17 protein-coding genes and 2 pseudogenes are annotated in these 18163 nt (G+C 53.9%); 6 read left to right on the forward strand and 13 right to left on the reverse strand.

The features are described 5' to 3' along the window. Positions 1–36 precede the first annotated feature (36 nt). The 6 genes and pseudogenes from sirB1 to hemA all read right to left on the reverse strand — a co-directional run bounded on the left by sirB1 (position 37) and on the right by hemA (position 4394). Positions 37–846, reverse strand: coding sequence for an invasion regulator SirB1 (sirB1, locus tag EQV24_RS04005; protein ID WP_013096236.1), 810 nt, complete (start codon positions 844–846; stop codon positions 37–39). A 3-nt stretch (positions 847–849) separates the two neighbouring features. Beyond that, positions 850–993 (reverse strand): annotated as a pseudogene (locus EQV24_RS04010) (siroheme synthase); the annotation flags it as partial. A 119-nt stretch (positions 994–1112) separates the two neighbouring features. Beyond that, positions 1113–1208: pseudogene (locus EQV24_RS04015) on the reverse strand (siroheme synthase); the annotation flags it as partial. Then, the gene (gene prmC / locus EQV24_RS04020; RefSeq protein ID WP_013096234.1) at positions 1184–2014 is read right to left on the reverse strand and encodes a peptide chain release factor N(5)-glutamine methyltransferase; all 831 of its coding nucleotides are present in this window, start codon (positions 2012–2014) and stop codon (positions 1184–1186) included. The gene prmC and the pseudogene EQV24_RS04015, both read right to left, overlap by 25 nt. Next, positions 2014–3096, reverse strand: coding sequence for a peptide chain release factor 1 (gene prfA / locus EQV24_RS04025; protein ID WP_013096233.1), 1083 nt, complete (start codon positions 3094–3096; stop codon positions 2014–2016). Before prfA ends, prmC begins: the two co-directional genes overlap by 1 nt. Before the next feature lie 41 nt (positions 3097–3137). After that, the gene (hemA, locus tag EQV24_RS04030; protein WP_130626219.1) at positions 3138–4394 is read right to left on the reverse strand and encodes a glutamyl-tRNA reductase; all 1257 of its coding nucleotides are present in this window, start codon (positions 4392–4394) and stop codon (positions 3138–3140) included. A gap of 201 nt (positions 4395–4595) precedes the next feature. On the opposite strand from hemA, the gene lolB reads away from it, so the two are divergent. From lolB to dauA, 4 genes are all read left to right on the forward strand, one after another. Further along, a complete protein-coding gene (gene lolB, locus EQV24_RS04035; protein ID WP_013096231.1) occupies positions 4596–5207 on the forward strand; it encodes a lipoprotein insertase outer membrane protein LolB in 612 nt (203 codons plus the stop codon). Then, positions 5204–6073 carry a 4-(cytidine 5'-diphospho)-2-C-methyl-D-erythritol kinase gene (gene ispE, locus EQV24_RS04040; RefSeq protein ID WP_013096230.1) on the forward strand — a complete coding sequence of 290 codons (870 nt, stop codon included), beginning with the start codon at positions 5204–5206 and terminating at the stop codon, positions 6071–6073. The genes lolB and ispE overlap by 4 nt, the downstream gene beginning before the upstream one ends. A 127-nt stretch (positions 6074–6200) precedes the next feature. After that, positions 6201–7148 carry a ribose-phosphate diphosphokinase gene (gene prs / locus EQV24_RS04045; protein ID WP_130626220.1) on the forward strand — a complete coding sequence of 316 codons (948 nt, stop codon included), beginning with the start codon at positions 6201–6203 and terminating at the stop codon, positions 7146–7148. A gap of 124 nt (positions 7149–7272) precedes the next feature. Further along, positions 7273–8952 (forward strand): C4-dicarboxylic acid transporter DauA, encoded by a 1680-nt coding sequence (gene dauA, locus EQV24_RS04050; protein WP_058684586.1) that lies wholly within the window; start codon positions 7273–7275, stop codon positions 8950–8952. Here the strand turns inward: dauA and EQV24_RS04055 are convergent. Together EQV24_RS04055 and ychH are read right to left on the reverse strand one after the other, a co-directional pair. Continuing rightward, positions 8938–9996 (reverse strand): MerR family transcriptional regulator, encoded by a 1059-nt coding sequence (locus EQV24_RS04055; RefSeq protein WP_045294333.1) that lies wholly within the window; start codon positions 9994–9996, stop codon positions 8938–8940. The genes dauA and EQV24_RS04055 overlap by 15 nt on opposite strands. A gap of 125 nt (positions 9997–10121) precedes the next feature. Beyond that, complete coding sequence (gene ychH, locus EQV24_RS04060) at positions 10122–10397, reverse strand: stress-induced protein YchH (protein WP_013096227.1); 276 nt, start codon at positions 10395–10397, stop codon at positions 10122–10124. Between the two features lie 273 nt (positions 10398–10670). On the opposite strand from ychH, the gene pth reads away from it, so the two are divergent. After that, positions 10671–11255 carry an aminoacyl-tRNA hydrolase gene (gene pth, locus EQV24_RS04065; RefSeq protein WP_013096226.1) on the forward strand — a complete coding sequence of 195 codons (585 nt, stop codon included), beginning with the start codon at positions 10671–10673 and terminating at the stop codon, positions 11253–11255. Positions 11256–11381: 126 nt separating this feature from the next. Continuing rightward, on the forward strand, positions 11382–12473 hold the full coding sequence (ychF, locus tag EQV24_RS04070; RefSeq protein ID WP_013096225.1) for a redox-regulated ATPase YchF: 1092 nt from the start codon (positions 11382–11384) through the stop codon (positions 12471–12473). A 135-nt stretch (positions 12474–12608) separates the two neighbouring features. Here the strand turns inward: ychF and tri1 are convergent, their stop codons facing one another. From tri1 to tssI, 5 genes are read right to left on the reverse strand one after another with little or no spacing between them, the layout of a single operon-like run. Continuing rightward, positions 12609–13715 (reverse strand): ADP-ribosylarginine hydrolase Tri1, encoded by a 1107-nt coding sequence (tri1, locus tag EQV24_RS04075; protein WP_130626221.1) that lies wholly within the window; start codon positions 13713–13715, stop codon positions 12609–12611. A 34-nt stretch (positions 13716–13749) separates the two neighbouring features. Next, positions 13750–14130: an immunity protein Tsi6 family protein gene (locus EQV24_RS04080; RefSeq protein WP_095454525.1), complete on the reverse strand. Its 381-nt coding sequence runs from the start codon at positions 14128–14130 to the stop codon at positions 13750–13752. Then, positions 14123–15385: a polymorphic toxin type 46 domain-containing protein gene (locus EQV24_RS04085; RefSeq protein ID WP_130626222.1), complete on the reverse strand. Its 1263-nt coding sequence runs from the start codon at positions 15383–15385 to the stop codon at positions 14123–14125. The genes EQV24_RS04080 and EQV24_RS04085 overlap by 8 nt, the downstream gene beginning before the upstream one ends. 2 nt (positions 15386–15387) lie before the next feature. Continuing rightward, a complete protein-coding gene (locus tag EQV24_RS04090; protein WP_130626223.1) occupies positions 15388–16182 on the reverse strand; it encodes a DcrB-related protein in 795 nt (264 codons plus the stop codon). 11 nt (positions 16183–16193) lie between these two features. Next, complete coding sequence (gene tssI, locus EQV24_RS04095) at positions 16194–18122, reverse strand: type VI secretion system tip protein TssI/VgrG (protein ID WP_058661898.1); 1929 nt, start codon at positions 18120–18122, stop codon at positions 16194–16196. Between the last annotated feature and the right edge of the window lie 41 nt (positions 18123–18163).

The following is an 18163-nucleotide window of genomic DNA, read 5'->3' on the forward strand; positions in this document are numbered from 1 at the left end:
AGGATCGCCTTATTCAGGTGTGAATCGGAATTAAGATTAATGCAGTGTAATTTGTTTGTGCGAGATCGCGTTGATCTGCGCGCGAATCATTTCGCTGATCGGGTCTTCCGGGCATTGCTCGACGAAATAGCTTAAATCGTTCAGCGCCACATGCTCGCAGTCGAGCTGGGCATAAATCAGCCCGCGGTCGCGAATTTCGTACGGGTCTTCCGGATTAAATTGCAGCAGCACTTCGCTGGCGCGCAAGGCCAGCTCCATCTGCCGCTCTTCCATCAGTGCAGATTTCAGCGTATCCAGCAGCTTGCGGATCACTTCGGCGTTATCGGCTTCGTCGAGATCTTCGTTAAAGAGCTCGGCCACCGGGCTTATATTACCTTTCAGCCAGACATCCAGCGTATGTTCATCCAGCGTATCGCCGTTAAACGGATTGATTAACCACATCTCCCCGTCCAGCCACTCGGCACGCAGGATCATCTGCGTCGGGAAAATGACCGGCACCAGTGGAATATCCAGACGGTGCGCGATCCACAGCAAAATAGAGCCCAGCGCAACGGCGCTGCCCTGACGATTTTTTAAGACCTGGTCCAGCCATAATGCGTCAGACAGGCGATACACGCCACGCGTGTCGCAGAAACCCCACTCGCCGTAGAAAAGCTCCAGCAGCTTTTCCAGTTGCCAGTCCTGCGGACGCGCCTGATTGATCTCTTCGCGCGCCAGGCTGACCAGACTCTCCAGCTCATCGTAGACATACTGCGACGTAAAATCGTCGCGAATCATCTCCGAAATCAGGATCATGCCATCGCAGAGCGGCACTTTATTAAATTCGAAATCGGCTAAGGACCTCATGACTTACCCCAGTAACGGTATTCTAGTGGTGGCGAGTTTAATGATGATGTACAGCACCACCAGACCCAGCAGAAAGGCGATAAACCCGACCTGCTGGCTGCGCGGACGACGACGTCCAGGCGCGATAAAACCCAAAACGATATATACCCATCATACTTCAAGCTGCATGCGCGTTGGCTGCGCTCGCTCACCTCAGTCACATAGTTAACTATGCTCCTGAGGACTCGCTCTCTTGCCGCCTTCATGCAACTCGAATTATTTTGGGTATAGATGATAACGCCAAACAGCTTTTCAGTCAGCCATGCGCCTTTATCAGTAAATGGCAGATAACCTGTTTTCACTGCCACTGCCCCAGCGTCAGACGCTCGTTACCGCCGTAGTCGCGGCAGGTCTCGACAGCAGCATAACCCGTCTGCCTGAAGAGCCCACGCACCGCCTCCCCCTGCGTCCAGCCATGCTCCACCAGCAGCCAGCCGCCGGGCAGGAGATGTTGTCGTGACGTTGTCACAATGTGTTCCAGATCGGCCAGCCCTGCATTACCTGCGACCAACGCCGTCAGCGGTTCAAAGCGAACATCCCCCTGCGCCAGGTGCGGGTCATGTTCGTCGATATAGGGCGGATTACTGACAATCATCGCGAACGTCTGCTTCTCCAGCGCACTGAACCAGCTGCTTTGCAGCACGGTCACATTAGTCACGCCCAGTCGCTCAACGTTACGCTGCGCCAGCGCCACCGCGTCGGGCATCACATCAACAGCCGTTACCGCGCAATCGGGCCGCTCGGTGGCGAGCGCCAGCGCGATTGCGCCAGTGCCCGTTCCAAGATCAAGAATGCGGCTGGCCGCTGCGGGTAACCGCGCCAGCGCCTGCTCCACCAGACATTCGGTGTCGGGACGTGGGATCAGCGTCGCCGCTGAGACGAACAAGGGTAACGACCAGAACTCGCGCTCCCCGACCAGATGTGCCACCGGCTCGCCGGTTTTACGGCGGGCAAGCAGCGCGGACAGTTGCGCTTCCTGCTCTACGGTCAGTTCGGTTTCACCGAAGGCCAACAGATACGTGCGGGCTTTTCCCGTCACATATTCCAGCAAAATTTCGGCGTCGCGCTTCGGGCTTTCACTGTCAGAGAGCGCGCCGGTGGCCTGGCGTAACCAGCTCTGAAAATCCATTATTCCTGCTCGGACAATGCCGCCAGCTGGTCGGCCTGGTATTCCTGCACGATAGGCTCAATCAGCATATCGAGCTTGCCTTCCATCACCTCATCCAGACGGTATAACGTCAGGTTGATGCGGTGGTCGGTCACGCGGCCCTGCGGGAAGTTGTAGGTACGGTTACGGTCGCTACGATCGCCGCTGCCCAGCAGGTTACGACGGGTAGAAGCTTCCGCCTGCTGACGTTTTGCCATTTCCGCCGCGTGAATACGCGCACCCAGCACGGACAGCGCTTTGGCTTTGTTTTTGTGCTGAGAGCGTTCGTCCTGACACTCCACCACAATGCCGGTTGGCAGGTGGGTAATACGGATGGCGGAGTCGGTGGTGTTAACGTGCTGACCACCCGCCCCGGAAGAACGGAAGGTATCGATACGCAGATCCGCCGGGTTAATGTCCGGCAGTTCCGCTTCCGGCAGCTCTGGCATCACCGCAACCGTGCAGGCTGAAGTGTGAATACGGCCCTGCGACTCGGTCGCCGGTACACGCTGCACACGATGGCCGCCGGACTCAAACTTGAGACGGCCATACACGCCGTCACCGCTGATTTTGGCGATCACCTCTTTAAAACCGCCGTGCTCGCCTTCGTTGGCGCTCATGATCTCCACGCGCCAGCGACGCGATTCGGCGTAACGGCTGTACATGCGGAACAGGTCTCCGGCGAACAGTGCTGCCTCATCACCGCCCGTTCCGGCGCGGACTTCCACAAACGCGTTACGCTCGTCGTCTGGATCTTTCGGCAGCAGAAGCACCTGCAGCTGTTGCTCCATCTCTTCTGAGCGCGCTTTGGCATCCTGCAGCTCTTCCTGCGCCATTTCGCGCATTTCAGGATCGTCAAGCATCATCTGCGCGGTTTCGATATCTTCCTGAACCTGTTGCCAGTCGGTAAAGCATTTTGAAACATCACTTAACTGCGCATATTCACGCGACAGTGCGCGAAAACGTTCCTGGTCCGCAATGGTCCCGGCATCGCCGAGCAGCGCCTGGACTTCTTCATGGCGCTCGTGCAGAGCTTCCAGTTTAGCGACGATAGAAGGCTTCATAGGCGTAAGTGCACCTTATAATAGAAAATGGGTATAGGGCGCTATTCCAGCCCGAGGCTGTTGCGCAGAATAGTCAGGCGTTCATCGTCCCCGTCACGGGCAGCCTGCTGGAGTGATTTGGTTGGTGCATGGATCAAGCGATTGGTCAGTTTCCAGGCCAGATCCTGCATAATAGCGTGTGCGTCGCCGCCCTGTTCCAGAGCTGCTAACGCTTTGGCAGTCAGGTCATCACGCACCTGCTCCGCCTGACCGCGATATTCGCGGATGGTCTCGCTGACGCTTTGCGCGCGCAGCCAGGCCATAAATTCACTGGCTTCCTGCTCGACAATGGTTTCCGCCTGCACCGCTGCCGCTTTACGCTGGGCAAGGTTGTGCGAAATGATGCTTTGCAGGTCATCCACGCTGTAGAGATAGGCGTTGGCCAGTTTGCCAACCTCCGGTTCGACATCACGCGGAACGGCGATATCCACCAGCAGCATTGGCTGATTACGACGGGATTTCAGCGCGCGCTCTACCATCCCTTTACCGATAATCGGCAGCGGGCTGGCCGTCGAGCTTATGATGATGTCCGCCTCTTTCAGACGTTCGTCGATCTCGCTCAGCGCAATCACCTCGGCCCCGACTTCGTCTGCCAACACCTGTGCACGCTCGCGGGTGCGGTTAGCGATAACCATCTTTTTCACTTTATGCTCGCGCAGATGGCGCGCCACAAGCTCAATGGTTTCGCCCGCGCCGACCAGCATCACGGTGACGGTCGACAGGGATTCGAAGATTTGACGTGCAAGGGTACAGGCCGCGAACGCAACAGAAACCGCACTGGCACCAATGTCGGTTTCGGTTCGCACACGCTTCGCCACGGAGAATGACTTCTGGAACATACGCTCCAGCTCGCTGGCTTTCAGATGCCCTTTTTGCGAATCCGCAAACGCTTTTTTTACCTGACCGAGAATTTGCGGCTCGCCCAGCACCAGCGAATCCAGACCGCTCGCGACACGCATAAGATGGCTCACCGCATCGTTATCCTGATGCCAGTACAGGCTCTGACGCAGCTCGTCTTCGTTGAGATTGTGGTAGTCGCATAACCAGCGGATCAGCGCTTCATGCAGGTTATCCTGCTCTTCCACGCTTAAGTAAAGCTCGGTACGGTTGCACGTCGAGAGCACCACCCCGCCCTGCACCATCGGTTGTGCAAGCAGGCTATCCAGCGCCAGGTCGAGCGTATCCGGCGAAAACGTGACGCGTTCTCGCAGCGAAACCGGGGCGGTTTTGTGGTTGATGCCGAGTGCTAATAGGGTCATGTTGAGCGGGAGTAGTACCAGCGTTAATAAGGTTAGCAAGACGCATCATACAGGATGCGCGAGATCAATAAAAGAGACTGCCCCCTTTCGGAGTAATAGGTTACTCAACGCTTTGAGATAATTTGAACGTAGACGGTGACACCCTTCAACGCTAGCATTAACAGTTATAACTGCAACGTATCTCAAGGATTTGTCCTCATTATGACCCGACTGATTCGCCTGCTGCCGCTGGCAGCACTGGTTCTGACCGCATGTTCTGTCACTCAACCAAAAGGCCCGGGCAAAAGCCCTGACTCACCACAGTGGCGTCAGCACCAGCAGGACGTACGTAATTTAAGTCAGTACCAGACCCGCGGCGCGTTTGCTTATCTCTCTGACGAACAAAAGGTTTATGCCCGCTTCTTCTGGCAGCAAACGGGGCAGGATAACTACCGCCTGCTGCTGCTGAACCCGTTGGGCAGTACCGAGCTGGAGCTTAACGCTAAGCCGGGTGAAGCGCAGATCACGGATAACAAAGGCCAGCACTACACCGCCACCGACGCGGAAGAGATGATTGGCAAACTGACCGGAATGCCTATCCCGCTGAACAGCCTGCGCCAGTGGATCCTGGGCCTGCCGGGTGACGCCACCGACTACACCCTGGACGATCAGTACCGTCTGAGCCAGGTGAACTACACGCAGAACGGTAAAACCTGGAAGGTGGTGTACAGCGCCTATGACAGCAACAGTAAACCGTCGCTGCCATCGAATATGGAGCTGACGCAGGGTAGCCAGCGCATCAAGCTGAAAATGGACAACTGGATCGTTAAATGATGACCCACTGGCCCTCTCCGGCAAAACTTAACCTGTTTTTATATATCACCGGCCAACGTGCTGACGGGTATCACACCCTGCAGACGCTGTTTCAGTTTATCGATTATGGCGACACGCTCTCGATTGAGCTGCGTCAGGACGGGCAGATTTGTCTGCTGACGCCGGTGGAAGGCGTAGCGCATGAGGATAACCTGATCGTGCGCGCCGCGCGTCTGCTGATGAACGCTGCGGCTGACACCGGGCGCTTGCCCGCCGGGAGCGGTGCGGATATTCGCATTGCGAAGCGTCTGCCGATGGGCGGTGGGCTGGGTGGCGGTTCATCCAATGCCGCGACCGTCCTGGTCGCCCTGAATCATCTCTGGGGCTGCGGATTGTCAACGGATGAACTGGCCGCGTTAGGGTTAACGCTGGGGGCGGATGTCCCGGTGTTTGTGCGCGGTCATGCCGCATTTGCTGAGGGGGTGGGTGAAATCCTCTCCCCGGTTGAACCGCCGGAAAAATGGTACCTCGTAGCCCATCCAGGCGTCAGCATTCCGACACCGGTCATCTTCAAAGATCCTGAGCTGCCACGCAATACCCCGGCGCGGTCAATAGAAACGTTATTAAATTGTGAATTCAGCAACGATTGCGAGGTTATCGCAAGAAAACGTTTTCGCGAGGTTGATGCGGCGCTTTCCTGGCTGTTAGAATACGCGCCGTCGCGCCTGACTGGTACAGGGGCCTGTGTCTTTGCTGAATTTGACACCGAATCCGCCGCTCGTCAGGTGCTTGAGCAAGCGCCGGATTGGCTGCATGGTTTTGTAGCGCGCGGGATGAACACCTCCCCCCTACAGCAGGCCATTCTGGCGCAGACTGAGTTTCGGTGACAACGTCACCCTGTTCCAGACGTTGCATCGCGCTCTTTAATACACCGCCTGGATAGCATTTCGCCTGGCCCCGCACAGTTTGCGGCGATCGCTATCCACCACTGGACGCATGCCTGAGGTTCTTCTCGTGCCTGATATGAAGCTTTTTGCTGGTAACGCCACCCCGGAACTAGCACAACGTATTGCCAACCGCCTGTACACTTCCCTCGGCGACGCCGCTGTAGGTCGCTTTAGCGACGGCGAAGTCAGCGTACAAATTAACGAAAATGTACGCGGTGGTGATATTTTCATCATCCAGTCCACCTGTGCTCCAACGAATGACAACCTGATGGAATTGGTTGTTATGGTCGATGCCCTGCGTCGCGCTTCTGCAGGCCGTATCACTGCTGTAATCCCTTACTTTGGCTATGCCCGCCAGGACCGTCGCGTCCGTTCCGCGCGTGTGCCAATCACCGCTAAAGTTGTCGCGGACTTCCTGTCCAGCGTTGGCGTTGACCGCGTACTGACCGTTGACCTGCACGCAGAGCAGATTCAGGGCTTCTTCGACGTCCCGGTTGATAACGTGTTCGGTAGCCCAATCCTGCTGGAAGATATGCTGCAGCTGAACCTGGACAACCCGATTGTGGTTTCTCCGGACATCGGCGGCGTGGTACGTGCCCGTGCTATCGCTAAGCTGCTGAACGATACCGACATGGCAATCATCGACAAACGCCGTCCGCGCGCTAACGTTTCTCAGGTGATGCACATCATCGGTGACGTTGCTGGCCGTGACTGCGTGCTGGTTGACGACATGATCGATACCGGCGGTACGCTGTGTAAAGCCGCTGAAGCGCTGAAAGAGCGTGGTGCCAAGCGCGTGTTCGCGTACGCGACTCACCCGATCTTCTCCGGTAACGCGGTAAACAACCTCCTTAACTCCGTCATTGACGAAGTTGTGGTATGCGATACCATCCCACTGAGTGACGAGATCAAGGCACTGCCAAACGTGCGTACCCTGACCCTGTCCGGGATGCTGGCCGAAGCGATTCGTCGTATCAGCAACGAAGAATCCATCTCTGCAATGTTCGAACACTAATCGAACACGGCCGAAAAACCCGCTGCGGCGGGTTTTTTTGTCTCTGGGTTTTATTTGTATGATTAATGCCTCCTTCACCTGCCATTCATATGACAGATGATGCGCATACGGATGATAGATAATTGTGAAAAACATCACTTCCTCACATGTTCTGCCCTTTCGCGCCCTCATCGACGCATGCTGGAAAGAGAAATACACCTCGTCACGCTTTATCCGTGACCTGATTGCCGGGATCACCGTTGGTATTATCGCCATTCCGCTCGCCATGGCGCTGGCGATTGGCAGCGGCGTGGCTCCACAGTATGGCCTGTATACCTCGGCCGTCGCCGGGATCGTGATTGCCCTCACGGGCGGTTCGCGTTTCAGTGTGTCCGGCCCTACCGCTGCTTTTGTGGTGATCCTCTATCCGGTATCACAGCAGTTTGGCCTGGCAGGCCTGCTGGTTGCCACGCTCATGTCTGGCCTCTTTTTGATTCTCTTTGGCCTGGCCCGCTTTGGCCGGCTGATTGAATATATTCCCCTTTCCGTAACGCTGGGATTCACCTCCGGGATCGGCATCACCATCGGAACGATGCAAATTAAAGATTTCCTGGGGCTGCAGATGCCTCACGTTCCTGAGCACTATCTGCAGAAAGTGGGAGCACTGTTTATGGCACTGCCCACAGCCAACATGGGCGATGCCGCCATCGGGATCGTTACGCTGGGTACGCTCATCGTCTGGCCGCGCTTAGGCATTCGTCTGCCTGGCCACCTGCCCGCGTTGCTGCTGGGCTGTGCGGTTATGGCCATCGTCAACATGTTTGGTGGTCATGTCGCCACCATCGGCTCACAGTTCCACTATGTTCTGGCGGACGGTTCTCAGGGCAGCGGTATTCCCCAACTGTTACCGCAGCTGGTTCTTCCCTGGGACATGCCCGGCTCCAGCTTTACCTTAAGCTGGGATTCGCTGCGTGCACTGCTGCCCGCCGCCTTTTCAATGGCGATGCTGGGGGCGATTGAATCTCTGCTCTGCGCCGTAGTGCTCGATGGCATGACCGGTACCAAGCACAAAGCCAACAGCGAGCTGGTCGGCCAGGGCTTAGGTAACCTCATCGCTCCGTTCTTCGGCGGTATTACAGCCACCGCGGCTATCGCCCGTTCTGCGGCCAACGTGCGCGCGGGTGCAACCTCACCGGTTTCAGCGGTTATCCACTCCCTGCTGGTGATCCTCGCGTTGCTGATCCTCGCGCCGCTGCTCTCCTGGCTGCCTCTCTCCGCCATGGCCGCCCTGCTGCTAATGGTGGCCTGGAACATGAGCGAAGCGCATAAGGTGGTGAACCTGCTGCGTCGCGCACCGAAAGACGACATCATCGTCATGCTGATCTGTATGTCGCTGACCGTGCTCTTCGATATGGTGATCGCCATCAGCGTCGGCATCGTGCTGGCCTCCCTGCTGTTTATGCGCCGGATCGCGCAGATGACGCGCCTTTCCCCGGTAAACGTGGAGGTGCCTGATGATGTGCTGGTGTTGCGGGTGATCGGTCCGCTGTTCTTCGCTGCGGCGGAAGGCCTGTTCAGCGATCTGGAATCCCGCATTGCGGGCAAACGGATTGTGGTGCTGAAATGGGATGCCGTACCGGTGCTGGACGCCGGTGGGCTGGACGCCTTCCAGCGCTTTGTAAAACGTCTGCCGGAAGGCTGTGAGCTGCGGGTGAGTAATCTGGAATTTCAGCCGCTGCGCACTATGGCGCGCGCTGGCGTGCAGCCGATCCCTGGCCGCCTTGCCTTCTATCCCAACCGCGACGCCGCGTTAGCGGATCTGTGATTCATCTGATGCGGAGAAACGTCTCTGCATCATTATCCCTATCGCCTGCTGGAGCCATTCAAGCACAGCAGGCGTCATCCACGTCCCCTTCATCAGATGCGGCTCCTGCTGCATAGCAGCGCGAAACTTTTGCTGCGTCTCAGGGTTTGTTCCTGCGTATGACTGGAACAACGCCAGCCAGGTTTCAGCCAGCTTTTGCGCCTCGTCAGAGGCGGGGTCGAGATTTTCCCGCTGCGCCTGGTGCAGCTTCGCCACCAGCGGCGGCCACTCCATCATGCGGTCAAAGTAGTGTTTCCGGGTAAAAGCCATCTCATCGGCAGAGAGATACTTTTCCCAGATGGCCAGCTTCGATTCGGCAAACGCCCGCGTAATGTAGTCGGTCATCTCTGCGGTGATGCCCGTTTGCTCACGCATTTGCGGCTCGACGCTGTGCATCTCGTTCAGCCGGGTGAGAAACTCCGGCTTGCCGGCAGTGTCCTGCTCCAGGCGCTCCATCCAGCGCGTCGCGAGATCCATCGCCCGCGGGTCAGAAACGGGTGTATGCTGTTCCAGCAGCGTGTTGGCCTCGGTAACCAGCCCTGACCAGACAGCCGCCAGCGCATCTTTCTGCACCGCAAACGGCAGTTGCTGTAACTCTTCTTTGCTAAACCAACGATCGTACATATTCATTAACTCCAGAGTCTGTAGCCAGGATTCCAGATCGGGGGTTTCATCGCCGGTAAGCCCGGTGCGCAAGTCCACCAGCCTGTCACGCAGCGTGTTAATGCTGCGCAGCTGTTTATCCAGCAAACTGATTTGCGCATCGAGGAGTTCCGTTAACGAAAGCGACTCCTGCTCCAGAAAATCCCTGATTTCAGCAAGCTCCAGCCCCGCTTTTGCCAGTGCCTGAATCATATGCAAGCGCTGTACATCCGCCAGATTATAAAGCCGGTAGCCTGCCGCGCTTCTGGCAGAAGGTAGCAATAACCCTGTTTGCTCATAGTGATGCAATGTGCGCACGGTGATCCCAGCGCGTTTTGCCAGTTCACCCACCTGAATCAACATAACTGCTCCTTTTATTTTGCCAGTGACGCCACTCTGGTGCCTTACGTTACGTGAGGGTCAACCCCTCAGGCAAAAAAAAAACGACTCCATCTGGAGTCGTTTCAGTGTTCTTTATTCTATGCGCACTAGCTGTGCTTATGCTGGTCGCGGCGGCAGCGTTTGTCGTAATGGCGCACCCACCAGTATTTATCACACACTTCCTCATGACCGCTCACACGCGCCCCGGCGAGCCACAGTACCGCCCCCAGGAAGATGCTCAATACCGCACCATGCGCGAAGTATTGTGGGAGATCAAGCTGCGGCAATTGGTTTAAAATTGAATAACCCACACCGGCTACCATCACGAACAGCCCCAACCCCATCAGCACGTTACCGAGTAACGAAGCGTTTTTGCGTTTCATATGTCACCTCCGGAACTTTGGGTTGTAGAGAATAAGTCCCTATTCCTTGTGTGTAAAGTATAGACAACGCCCCTTTTATGAGTTGCGTCAATGATCACAATTACAGATTACTCCCAAACAAAAATTTACAAATAACGCATTGAACAGCTTGAAATTCTAATTGTTCAAATAAGTAATTATTCGTATTTCGCTGTTAAGGTCGCAGAATTTTGTCAAGCGGCGCGCCAGACAGTAAACTACGCGCCAGATCTGGAACCCATTAGGAATTGAATCGTGACGATTAAACTGATTGTCGGCCTCGCCAACCCAGGCGCAGAGTACGCTGCAACCCGCCACAATGCCGGGGCCTGGTACGTTGATCTGCTGGCCGAACGGTTACGTGCTCCCCTGCGTGAAGAACCAAAATTCTACGGGTATACCTCACGTATCAATCTCGCCGGTGCGGATGTGCGCCTGCTGGTGCCTACCACCTTTATGAACCTGAGCGGCAAGGCCGTGGCGGCAATGGCAACGTTTTATCGCATCAATCCGGATGAGATTCTGGTTGCTCACGATGAGCTGGACCTGCCGCCAGGGGTGGCAAAGTTTAAACTGGGCGGCGGACATGGCGGACACAACGGTCTGAAAGATATCATCAGCAAGCTGGGTAATAACCCGAATTTTCACCGTTTGCGCGTAGGAATCGGCCATCCGGGCGATAAAAACAAAGTTGTTGGTTTTGTGCTGGGTAAGCCCCCGGTTTCTGAGCAGAAACTGATTGACGAGGCGGTAGACGAAGCGGCGCGCTGCACTGAAATCTGGCTCAAAGATGGGTTAACCAAAGCGACAAACCGCTTACATGCTTTCAAAGCGCAATAATCCGCCTGATACGGCATTTTTACCGCGCGGTAGGCGGGTTACGTGTATAATAGGCGTAGTTATTTACTTTTCATCAGTCGGTTATCGTTAACGGATTGATTATCAAGATATTAAGGTGATTTAGAAATGGGATTCAAATGCGGTATCGTCGGTCTGCCAAACGTGGGCAAATCCACCCTGTTTAACGCGCTTACCAAAGCGGGTATCGAAGCGGCGAACTTCCCGTTCTGTACCATCGAACCTAACACCGGCGTTGTGCCAATGCCCGACCCGCGTCTGGACCAGCTCGCGGAAATCGTGAAGCCGCAGCGCATTCTGCCAACCACCATGGAGTTCGTGGACATCGCGGGCCTGGTGAAAGGTGCATCCAAAGGTGAAGGTCTGGGTAACCAGTTCCTGACCAACATCCGTGAAACCGAAGCGATCGGTCACGTGGTGCGTTGCTTCGAGAACGACAACATTATCCACGTAGCAGGTAAAGTAAACCCGGCGGAAGATATTGATGTAATCAATACCGAGCTGGCGCTGTCGGATCTGGATACCTGCGAACGTGCGATCCACCGTATCTCCAAGAAAGCCAAAGGTGGCGATAAAGACGCCAAAGCCGAATTAGCGGTGCTGGAAAAATGTCTGCCACAGCTGGAAAACGCAGGTATGCTGCGCTCTCTTGACCTGAGCAAAGACGAGAAAGAGCTTATCCGCTACCTGAGCTTCCTGACGCTGAAGCCAACAATGTACATTGCCAACGTGAACGAAGACGGTTTTGAAAATAACCCGTACCTCGATCAGGTTCGTGCTATCGCCGAGAAAGAAGGTTCTGTCGTTGTTCCGGTTTGCGCCGCTGTAGAAGCCGATATCGCCGAGCTGGATGACGAAGAGCGAGACGAGTTCATGGCCGAGCTGGGTCTGGAAGAGCCAGGTCTGAACCGCGTTATCCGTGCAGGTTATGCCCTGCTCAACCTGCAGACCTACTTCACCGCTGGGGTGAAAGAAGTGCGTGCGTGGACTATTCCTGTTGGCGCAACGGCTCCACAGGCTGCGGGCAAGATCCACACCGATTTCGAGAAAGGCTTTATCCGTGCGCAGACTATCGCGTTTGAAGACTTCATCACCTACAAGGGTGAGCAAGGCGCGAAAGAAGCTGGCAAGATGCGTGCTGAAGGGAAAGACTACATCGTTAAAGATGGCGATGTGATGAACTTCCTGTTTAACGTCTGAGTCGGTATGAATGAAAAAAATCCACGCTTTGGCGTGGATTTTTTTATTATTAGAAGTAATCGGCGGAATTATCTTTATATTATGGCTTTAGCGCCTAAATACACGGCACGGGAGAATAACCGTACTATGTTGTATTTATAAAAAAGTATCCTCGGGTGCCCTATCGAACAATTCACCTGCCATTTGGAAAATTCTATCGTGCTGGACCAGCTTGTTTTTCCACTCCAGCGGAATACCGGAATAACCATACAACGCGCCTGCTATTTGTCCTGCCGTCGCCGCAACGCTGTCAGCGTCATCGGCAAGATTGGCAGCCAGCAGAATCGCATCCCGGAAATTATCAGTATTCCATACGGACCACATCGCGGCCTCAAGCGTATCGATTACATAACCACTTGAACGAATCTGATCGCGTTTTTTTTGCTTATACTCACCTGCGTTGATAATCATTACACGTGGTTGAAGCGGCATAACGTGCGGAGAAAAAACAAAATTTTTGTTGCTACCGTTAATCATATGCACAAGTAAATAACTTAAATACTGTGTACTATTTATTGCTTCCGCGGCACCGTGTGTTGCGATACTTTGTTTTTTAGCTTCATAAAACGCTTTGCTTAATGATTTTCTAAAAAAAATAGAGACAGGTGCTTGTCTGATAATGGAAGCATTACCTGCAGTTTCTGGCGCAGTATTACCGCTCCACCCAGGACCAACAGTTAAATATTGCTCTAAAGCAAATCGAGTTGTATTACCTATATCAAAACAGATGCCATTTGAACTGTTATAACCATGCTGATACCATTCCAGAAGCTTATTCCTGAAGCATATAGTATCAGCATCACCTTTCTCAAGTAGAGTTTCCGCAAGACATAATGCCATGGATGTATCATCCGTCCATTCGCCTGCGCGGAGTCGAAATGGCCCACCACCTATCATATCCTTAACGTGTGCTCTGTCACGTGGTAGAAATTCAAGTGTGGTACCTACAGCATCTCCAACCGCAAGACCAATAAGCGCACCGACAGCACGATCCCGTGATTCCGCTAGTGAGATGTTACATGATGGGGTTAAGTCCCATTGTTGTTGTGCATCGCATTCAAAAGATGATTCTAATGGTTTATCATTATTATATACATACTGCATCTTCCGCTGGACTGAAGGGCTGTTAATAGGTAAGTACTTACGATATTTATCAACATATTTTAACAACACATTCAAATTAGCATGTAAATCAATCACCATTCACCCATAATAAAAATATATTTAATATCCACTCCTAAAACTCATCAGGATACTTCATCTTGAGATATTCTTGCTTTGTTCTGTAACTGGCATTAACCTCATGCGGCAGCCTAACCTTTAACCCTCGGCGGATTTGATCCACAATAAACCAAGCATCCGACAATCTTTCAAAAAACAACTCATCAGAATTGTCAAACTCCTTCACTGCATACATACCGAACGTCATTTCCCATAATTTCGCTTTATCCTTTTCCTTGCCTTCGATTAAATCTCGTAGAAATAATAATTGTTGTACTATAGAGTCGTACATTTGCAAAAGAGGTGCATGGGGATTGAGACTCTTAACCTCAGCATATCTCTTTTTTGCTAAAGTTAATGCTTTTTCAACATAATTTAGAGCTGTCATGTCATTCATTATAGGGAGTCCAAATATCACGCTTAGTGGTAAACCATTGTATCCCACCGCCTTCTGTCTGGAAAGGTTTGTCTGGTACAGACCACGTGTCCAAGGCTGGTGCGGCACTACTTCGTAGCATTTCTACTTTTTGTTGCGCCTGATAAGCTTTTACTTCTTTAGGAACAATTAATCCCGTATCCCTAACCTCTCCATTTGGATTAATTCCAAGTTTTGTGGGAGGGGTCGATTCGTCAAGTGAATACCAGTTTCCTTGCCAATTCCCAGGGGATTGATTCTGATAAGCTATTTTCCCTTTATTAATTGTTTCAATTGTCACTCTCTGCTCAAGATCTATACCGGTGAGATAAGATGATATTTTTCCTTCTTCAACACCCTGAGAACGCATAAAATCACCAACAATTTTTTGATTTGCACGGATATTAATATCTCTATTGAGATCGCCCGTGCGTCCAAATTTTTTATTAAGTTCAGCTCTTCGGGCCGAAACAACTGGCTTAACAGGTTCGAGAACAGGCTTACCAGCACGCCACGCATCAAATCGTGCCCCGCCCTTCATGCCAGCCCCGCCGCCGATAACGGAGCCGATTAGCATCCCCCATTTCTGACCGTCGCTACCTTCGCCAAAAAGCATCCCACCCGCGTAGCTACCAATAGTTCCACCGCCCATTGCACCGAGAGTGCTCAGAAGTGCGATTGCCGGACTGGCCAGCACCGCCACCGCTCCGGCACCAACGGCGAGCATCGTCCAGTTTACCCATTCAGGAATTTCAGGACTTATTTCATCGGTCTGGACCTTGCCTCCACCAATGATAACATTACGCGAACCCTGGCTAATCTCAGCGCTGCATGTCAGCTTATCGCCAGTGCGAGAAGCAGGAAAGTTGTTGATGTAAACCTTTATCGAACCTTCGGCAACCCGTTGCAGGCTGCCGCTGTGTTCGTCACACTCTCCGGCCGATAGATGAGCGCGGATAGCCTTTCGGCTGTTGATAAAAACATTGGGCGAACCTTCTTTCAACGTACCCGTAGTGTGACGCGGTGCCCATGACATACTTCCCAGTACCTCACCCAAACCACCGGCAGCACACGCCCCTGCGGCGACAGCAGAAACGGCTACCAGAGCGGTCCCACCGGTAACAACAACAGCAGCTGCTCCCAGAATTGCCCCACCTACAAGCCCAGCGATCATCCATCCTTTTGAGGCTGTATGAGCAATCTCGTCATCTACACGTGCGGCCAGACATTCGGACATGACTATTCGGCTCTCTGCGCCATCAGATACTTGCGGATCTGATCTGTTGAGTTAAGGTCGTCGGAACCTGAGACCTGGCGGCAAACAGAAAGCTGTGAAACTAAGTGGTGGGATTTTTCTGCAGAAAGGGTCCACAGCGCGTAACGAAGAGGCTGACTGCCCGGGACAGGCGCAATACTTAAAGGTGCCCCCTGCTTATCAAAAAGTAAATAGTGTCCCTCTTTCGCCCGCTGAAGCGAAAGATGCCCGTAAAGCTCCTGAATGTTTTTAAACACGCTGAGTATCTTACTCTCGCTATCGAGTGCAAAAAATGGCCCCTCTGTGTTGGCCTCAAGCATATCTCTGGTTTCGGTCGGAGCTGGCTTATGGAACTTGATACTGCGGATAATTGCTTGATATTGATTGTGATAATAATCGCTAAACTCACCAGGACAGGTACCGATGTAACACACCATTTTTCGCCCAGCGGGATGCTCGTCCATTAAAATAATGGTCTGCTTCTGAAAAACGGTCGTACCATCATTTTTAAAATGATAAAAAAGCTCCGCAGCCGCGTGATTATCAACAGTGGTCATATGCGAGGACATCAGGTTAAAATCTGGTACGGTAATTTCTAACTCACGCACCAGACGAGTTGCCACATCATGCACACTCTCATCTTTTTTTACACTGGCACGAGAAACAACGAAGGTAAACTCACTGGCACCATTTTCGCTCAGGGTAAATAAATTCATGGTTCTGTCTTTATATACATCTGGTAACGCCAGGATAGCTTCCTGGATAATATATTCAGCCATTTGAGTTACTCTTATTTGTTGGCATTAATAACAAAAAAACCATCCACTTCCTGCTGGATTGCCGTCTGGTGGGATGCCCCTGGCGCATCGATGGCATTGCTGCCATCAGCAGGGTTAAGATGCAATTCTCCGGAAAGCGTGTTTATTTGCGCACTCTGTTTAGCGGTAAAGTTAAAGTTATTGCCAATGATATTCACGCTCCCGTCTTTTGATAATTCGATAGCGCTTTCACCACACTCCAGCCTCAACGTATTGCCCGCTGAAATAATAAAGTTATTAACAACTTTATCGCTGCGGCTGTTGCCCGTCAGGCAGACCACATCCCCTTTAACCCCTGCCTTCTGATTTTTTGCCACCCGTAAGGTTTCATCCTCTCCCACATATTGAGTTCGATTTTTTTCCGTGGCATGCGATTCATCATTTTTGACGTTGATATCGAGATTGCGCTCGGCCTGGAGCCACACCTGTTCCGCACCCGCCTTGTCCTCAAACCGCAGGGCGTTGGCGTTATCCACGGAACCATCTTTCGTGCGGCTCATAAAGCCCATCTGCGTCGCCGCCGCCGGCAGCGCCCACGGTGGCATGCTGGCATCGTTGTACACGCGCCCGGTGATAATCGGACGGTCCGGGTCACCGTTGATAAAGTCCACCACCACCTCATCGCCCACGCGCGGGATCTGCACCCCGCCGTAACCCTGGCCCGCCCAGGCGCTCGACACACGCACCCAGCAGGAGCTGGTGTCGTCCCCTTTTGCCAGACGGTCCCAGTGGAATTTCACCTTCACGCGGCCATATTTGTCCGTCCAGATGCTCTCTCCCTGGGGCCCGACAACCTTCGCCGTCTGCGGGCCGTAGGTACGCGGCCACGCCGTGGACTGCGCCGGACGGAACGACACCGACGCCGGGATAACCGTGAAATCGGTGCGGTGGATGGTCTCCCCTTCGCCGCTGGCATAGCGGTTCTCTTCCAGATGATACCCGGCCGCCGTCACCAGATAGTCACCGTTATCGCTGAAGAACGGTGCGTTGGTCAGGGTGAAGGTGTGGCCCGGCGCAATTCCCGCTGCCGTGGCCGTGGCCTGAATCTGCTGATGCTCCACCTGCCAGCGCTCCTGGCGAATGCGGGCGTAGAACTCCGCATGCCCGGTCTCCACAAAGCGCCCCGGCCAGTCGTACACGTCAATGCTGCCCGGTTTCGGCGAGGCCGGGTTCTGCTGCGCCTGGAACAGCCACGCGTTCGGCTTGCGGAAGTCGTAGTCGTCGAGGCTGTAAATGCCCGGCGTGACGCTGTCCTCCAGCGCCCACTGGCTGATGCCCTCTTCGTCCGTGCTGCCGCCGGACGGCGTCTGGTGATAGGGGATGACCTCGTAGCCGCTGAATGGCTGATGCTGCGTCGCGGCATCGGTGAGCACCAGGGTATGTTTGTCGGCCTCGTGGCTGAAGTAATACGCTATTCCCTCCAGCTCCATCAGGCGGCTGATGAAGTCCAGGCTCGACTCCTGATACTGGACACAGTAGTCCCACACCCGGTAGCTGCCGGTGAGCTTATCTTCCACGTTGACCTGATGCTCGCCCAGCAGGGTTTTCACAATCTGCGGCACCGTCTGCCCCTGGAAGATACGCAGGTTACGGTCGCGCTTCATCGGCCACAGGTCCGGCTCCACCGTCAGCTGATACACCGCATAGCGCGTGCCCGTCAGCTCAACGGCGCTCACCGCCACACGCGTGACTTTGCCGTTGATGTAGCGCGGGGTAAGCAGGTTCTGGGTCGGGATGGTCACCGTGACCGGCTGGCCCAGCAGTTTGCTGCGGTCGATACGCGCATCCGTGCCGAGCAGGGTCAGCGTCAGGGCGAACGACTCGGACATCGCCTCGCGGCCGGAGAGTTTCCAGAAAAGCAGCCCCTCGACGGGGAGCTGAACGGTAATTCGGTTGAGCATAATCGTTATTCCATATGGCTTATGCGACACAAATGATTACG

The sequence above is a fragment of the Enterobacter sp. A8 genome (assembly GCF_004296595.1).
Taxonomy (GTDB): Bacteria; Pseudomonadota; Gammaproteobacteria; order Enterobacterales; family Enterobacteriaceae; genus Enterobacter; species Enterobacter cloacae.

What these genes read in the sequence shown, in the direction of transcription:
- sirB1 (WP_013096236.1), bottom strand. Translation starts at nt 846, where the DNA reads ATGAGGTCCTTAGCCGATTTCGAATTTAATAAAGTGCCGCTCTGCGAT.
- prmC (WP_013096234.1), bottom strand. Translation starts at nt 2,014, where the DNA reads ATGGATTTTCAGAGCTGGTTACGCCAGGCCACCGGCGCGCTCTCTGAC.
- prfA (WP_013096233.1), bottom strand. Translation starts at nt 3,096, where the DNA reads ATGAAGCCTTCTATCGTCGCTAAACTGGAAGCTCTGCACGAGCGCCAT.
- hemA (WP_130626219.1), bottom strand. Translation starts at nt 4,394, where the DNA reads ATGACCCTATTAGCACTCGGCATCAACCACAAAACCGCCCCGGTTTCG.
- lolB (WP_013096231.1), top strand. Translation starts at nt 4,596, where the DNA reads ATGACCCGACTGATTCGCCTGCTGCCGCTGGCAGCACTGGTTCTGACC.
- ispE (WP_013096230.1), top strand. Translation starts at nt 5,204, where the DNA reads ATGATGACCCACTGGCCCTCTCCGGCAAAACTTAACCTGTTTTTATAT.
- EQV24_RS04055 (WP_045294333.1), bottom strand. Translation starts at nt 9,996, where the DNA reads ATGTTGATTCAGGTGGGTGAACTGGCAAAACGCGCTGGGATCACCGTG.
- ychH (WP_013096227.1), bottom strand. Translation starts at nt 10,397, where the DNA reads ATGAAACGCAAAAACGCTTCGTTACTCGGTAACGTGCTGATGGGGTTG.
- ychF (WP_013096225.1), top strand. Translation starts at nt 11,382, where the DNA reads ATGGGATTCAAATGCGGTATCGTCGGTCTGCCAAACGTGGGCAAATCC.
- tri1 (WP_130626221.1), bottom strand. Translation starts at nt 13,715, where the DNA reads ATGGTGATTGATTTACATGCTAATTTGAATGTGTTGTTAAAATATGTT.
- EQV24_RS04080 (WP_095454525.1), bottom strand. Translation starts at nt 14,130, where the DNA reads ATGAATGACATGACAGCTCTAAATTATGTTGAAAAAGCATTAACTTTA.
- EQV24_RS04085 (WP_130626222.1), bottom strand. Translation starts at nt 15,385, where the DNA reads ATGTCCGAATGTCTGGCCGCACGTGTAGATGACGAGATTGCTCATACA.
- EQV24_RS04090 (WP_130626223.1), bottom strand. Translation starts at nt 16,182, where the DNA reads ATGGCTGAATATATTATCCAGGAAGCTATCCTGGCGTTACCAGATGTA.
- tssI (WP_058661898.1), bottom strand. Translation starts at nt 18,122, where the DNA reads ATGCTCAACCGAATTACCGTTCAGCTCCCCGTCGAGGGGCTGCTTTTC.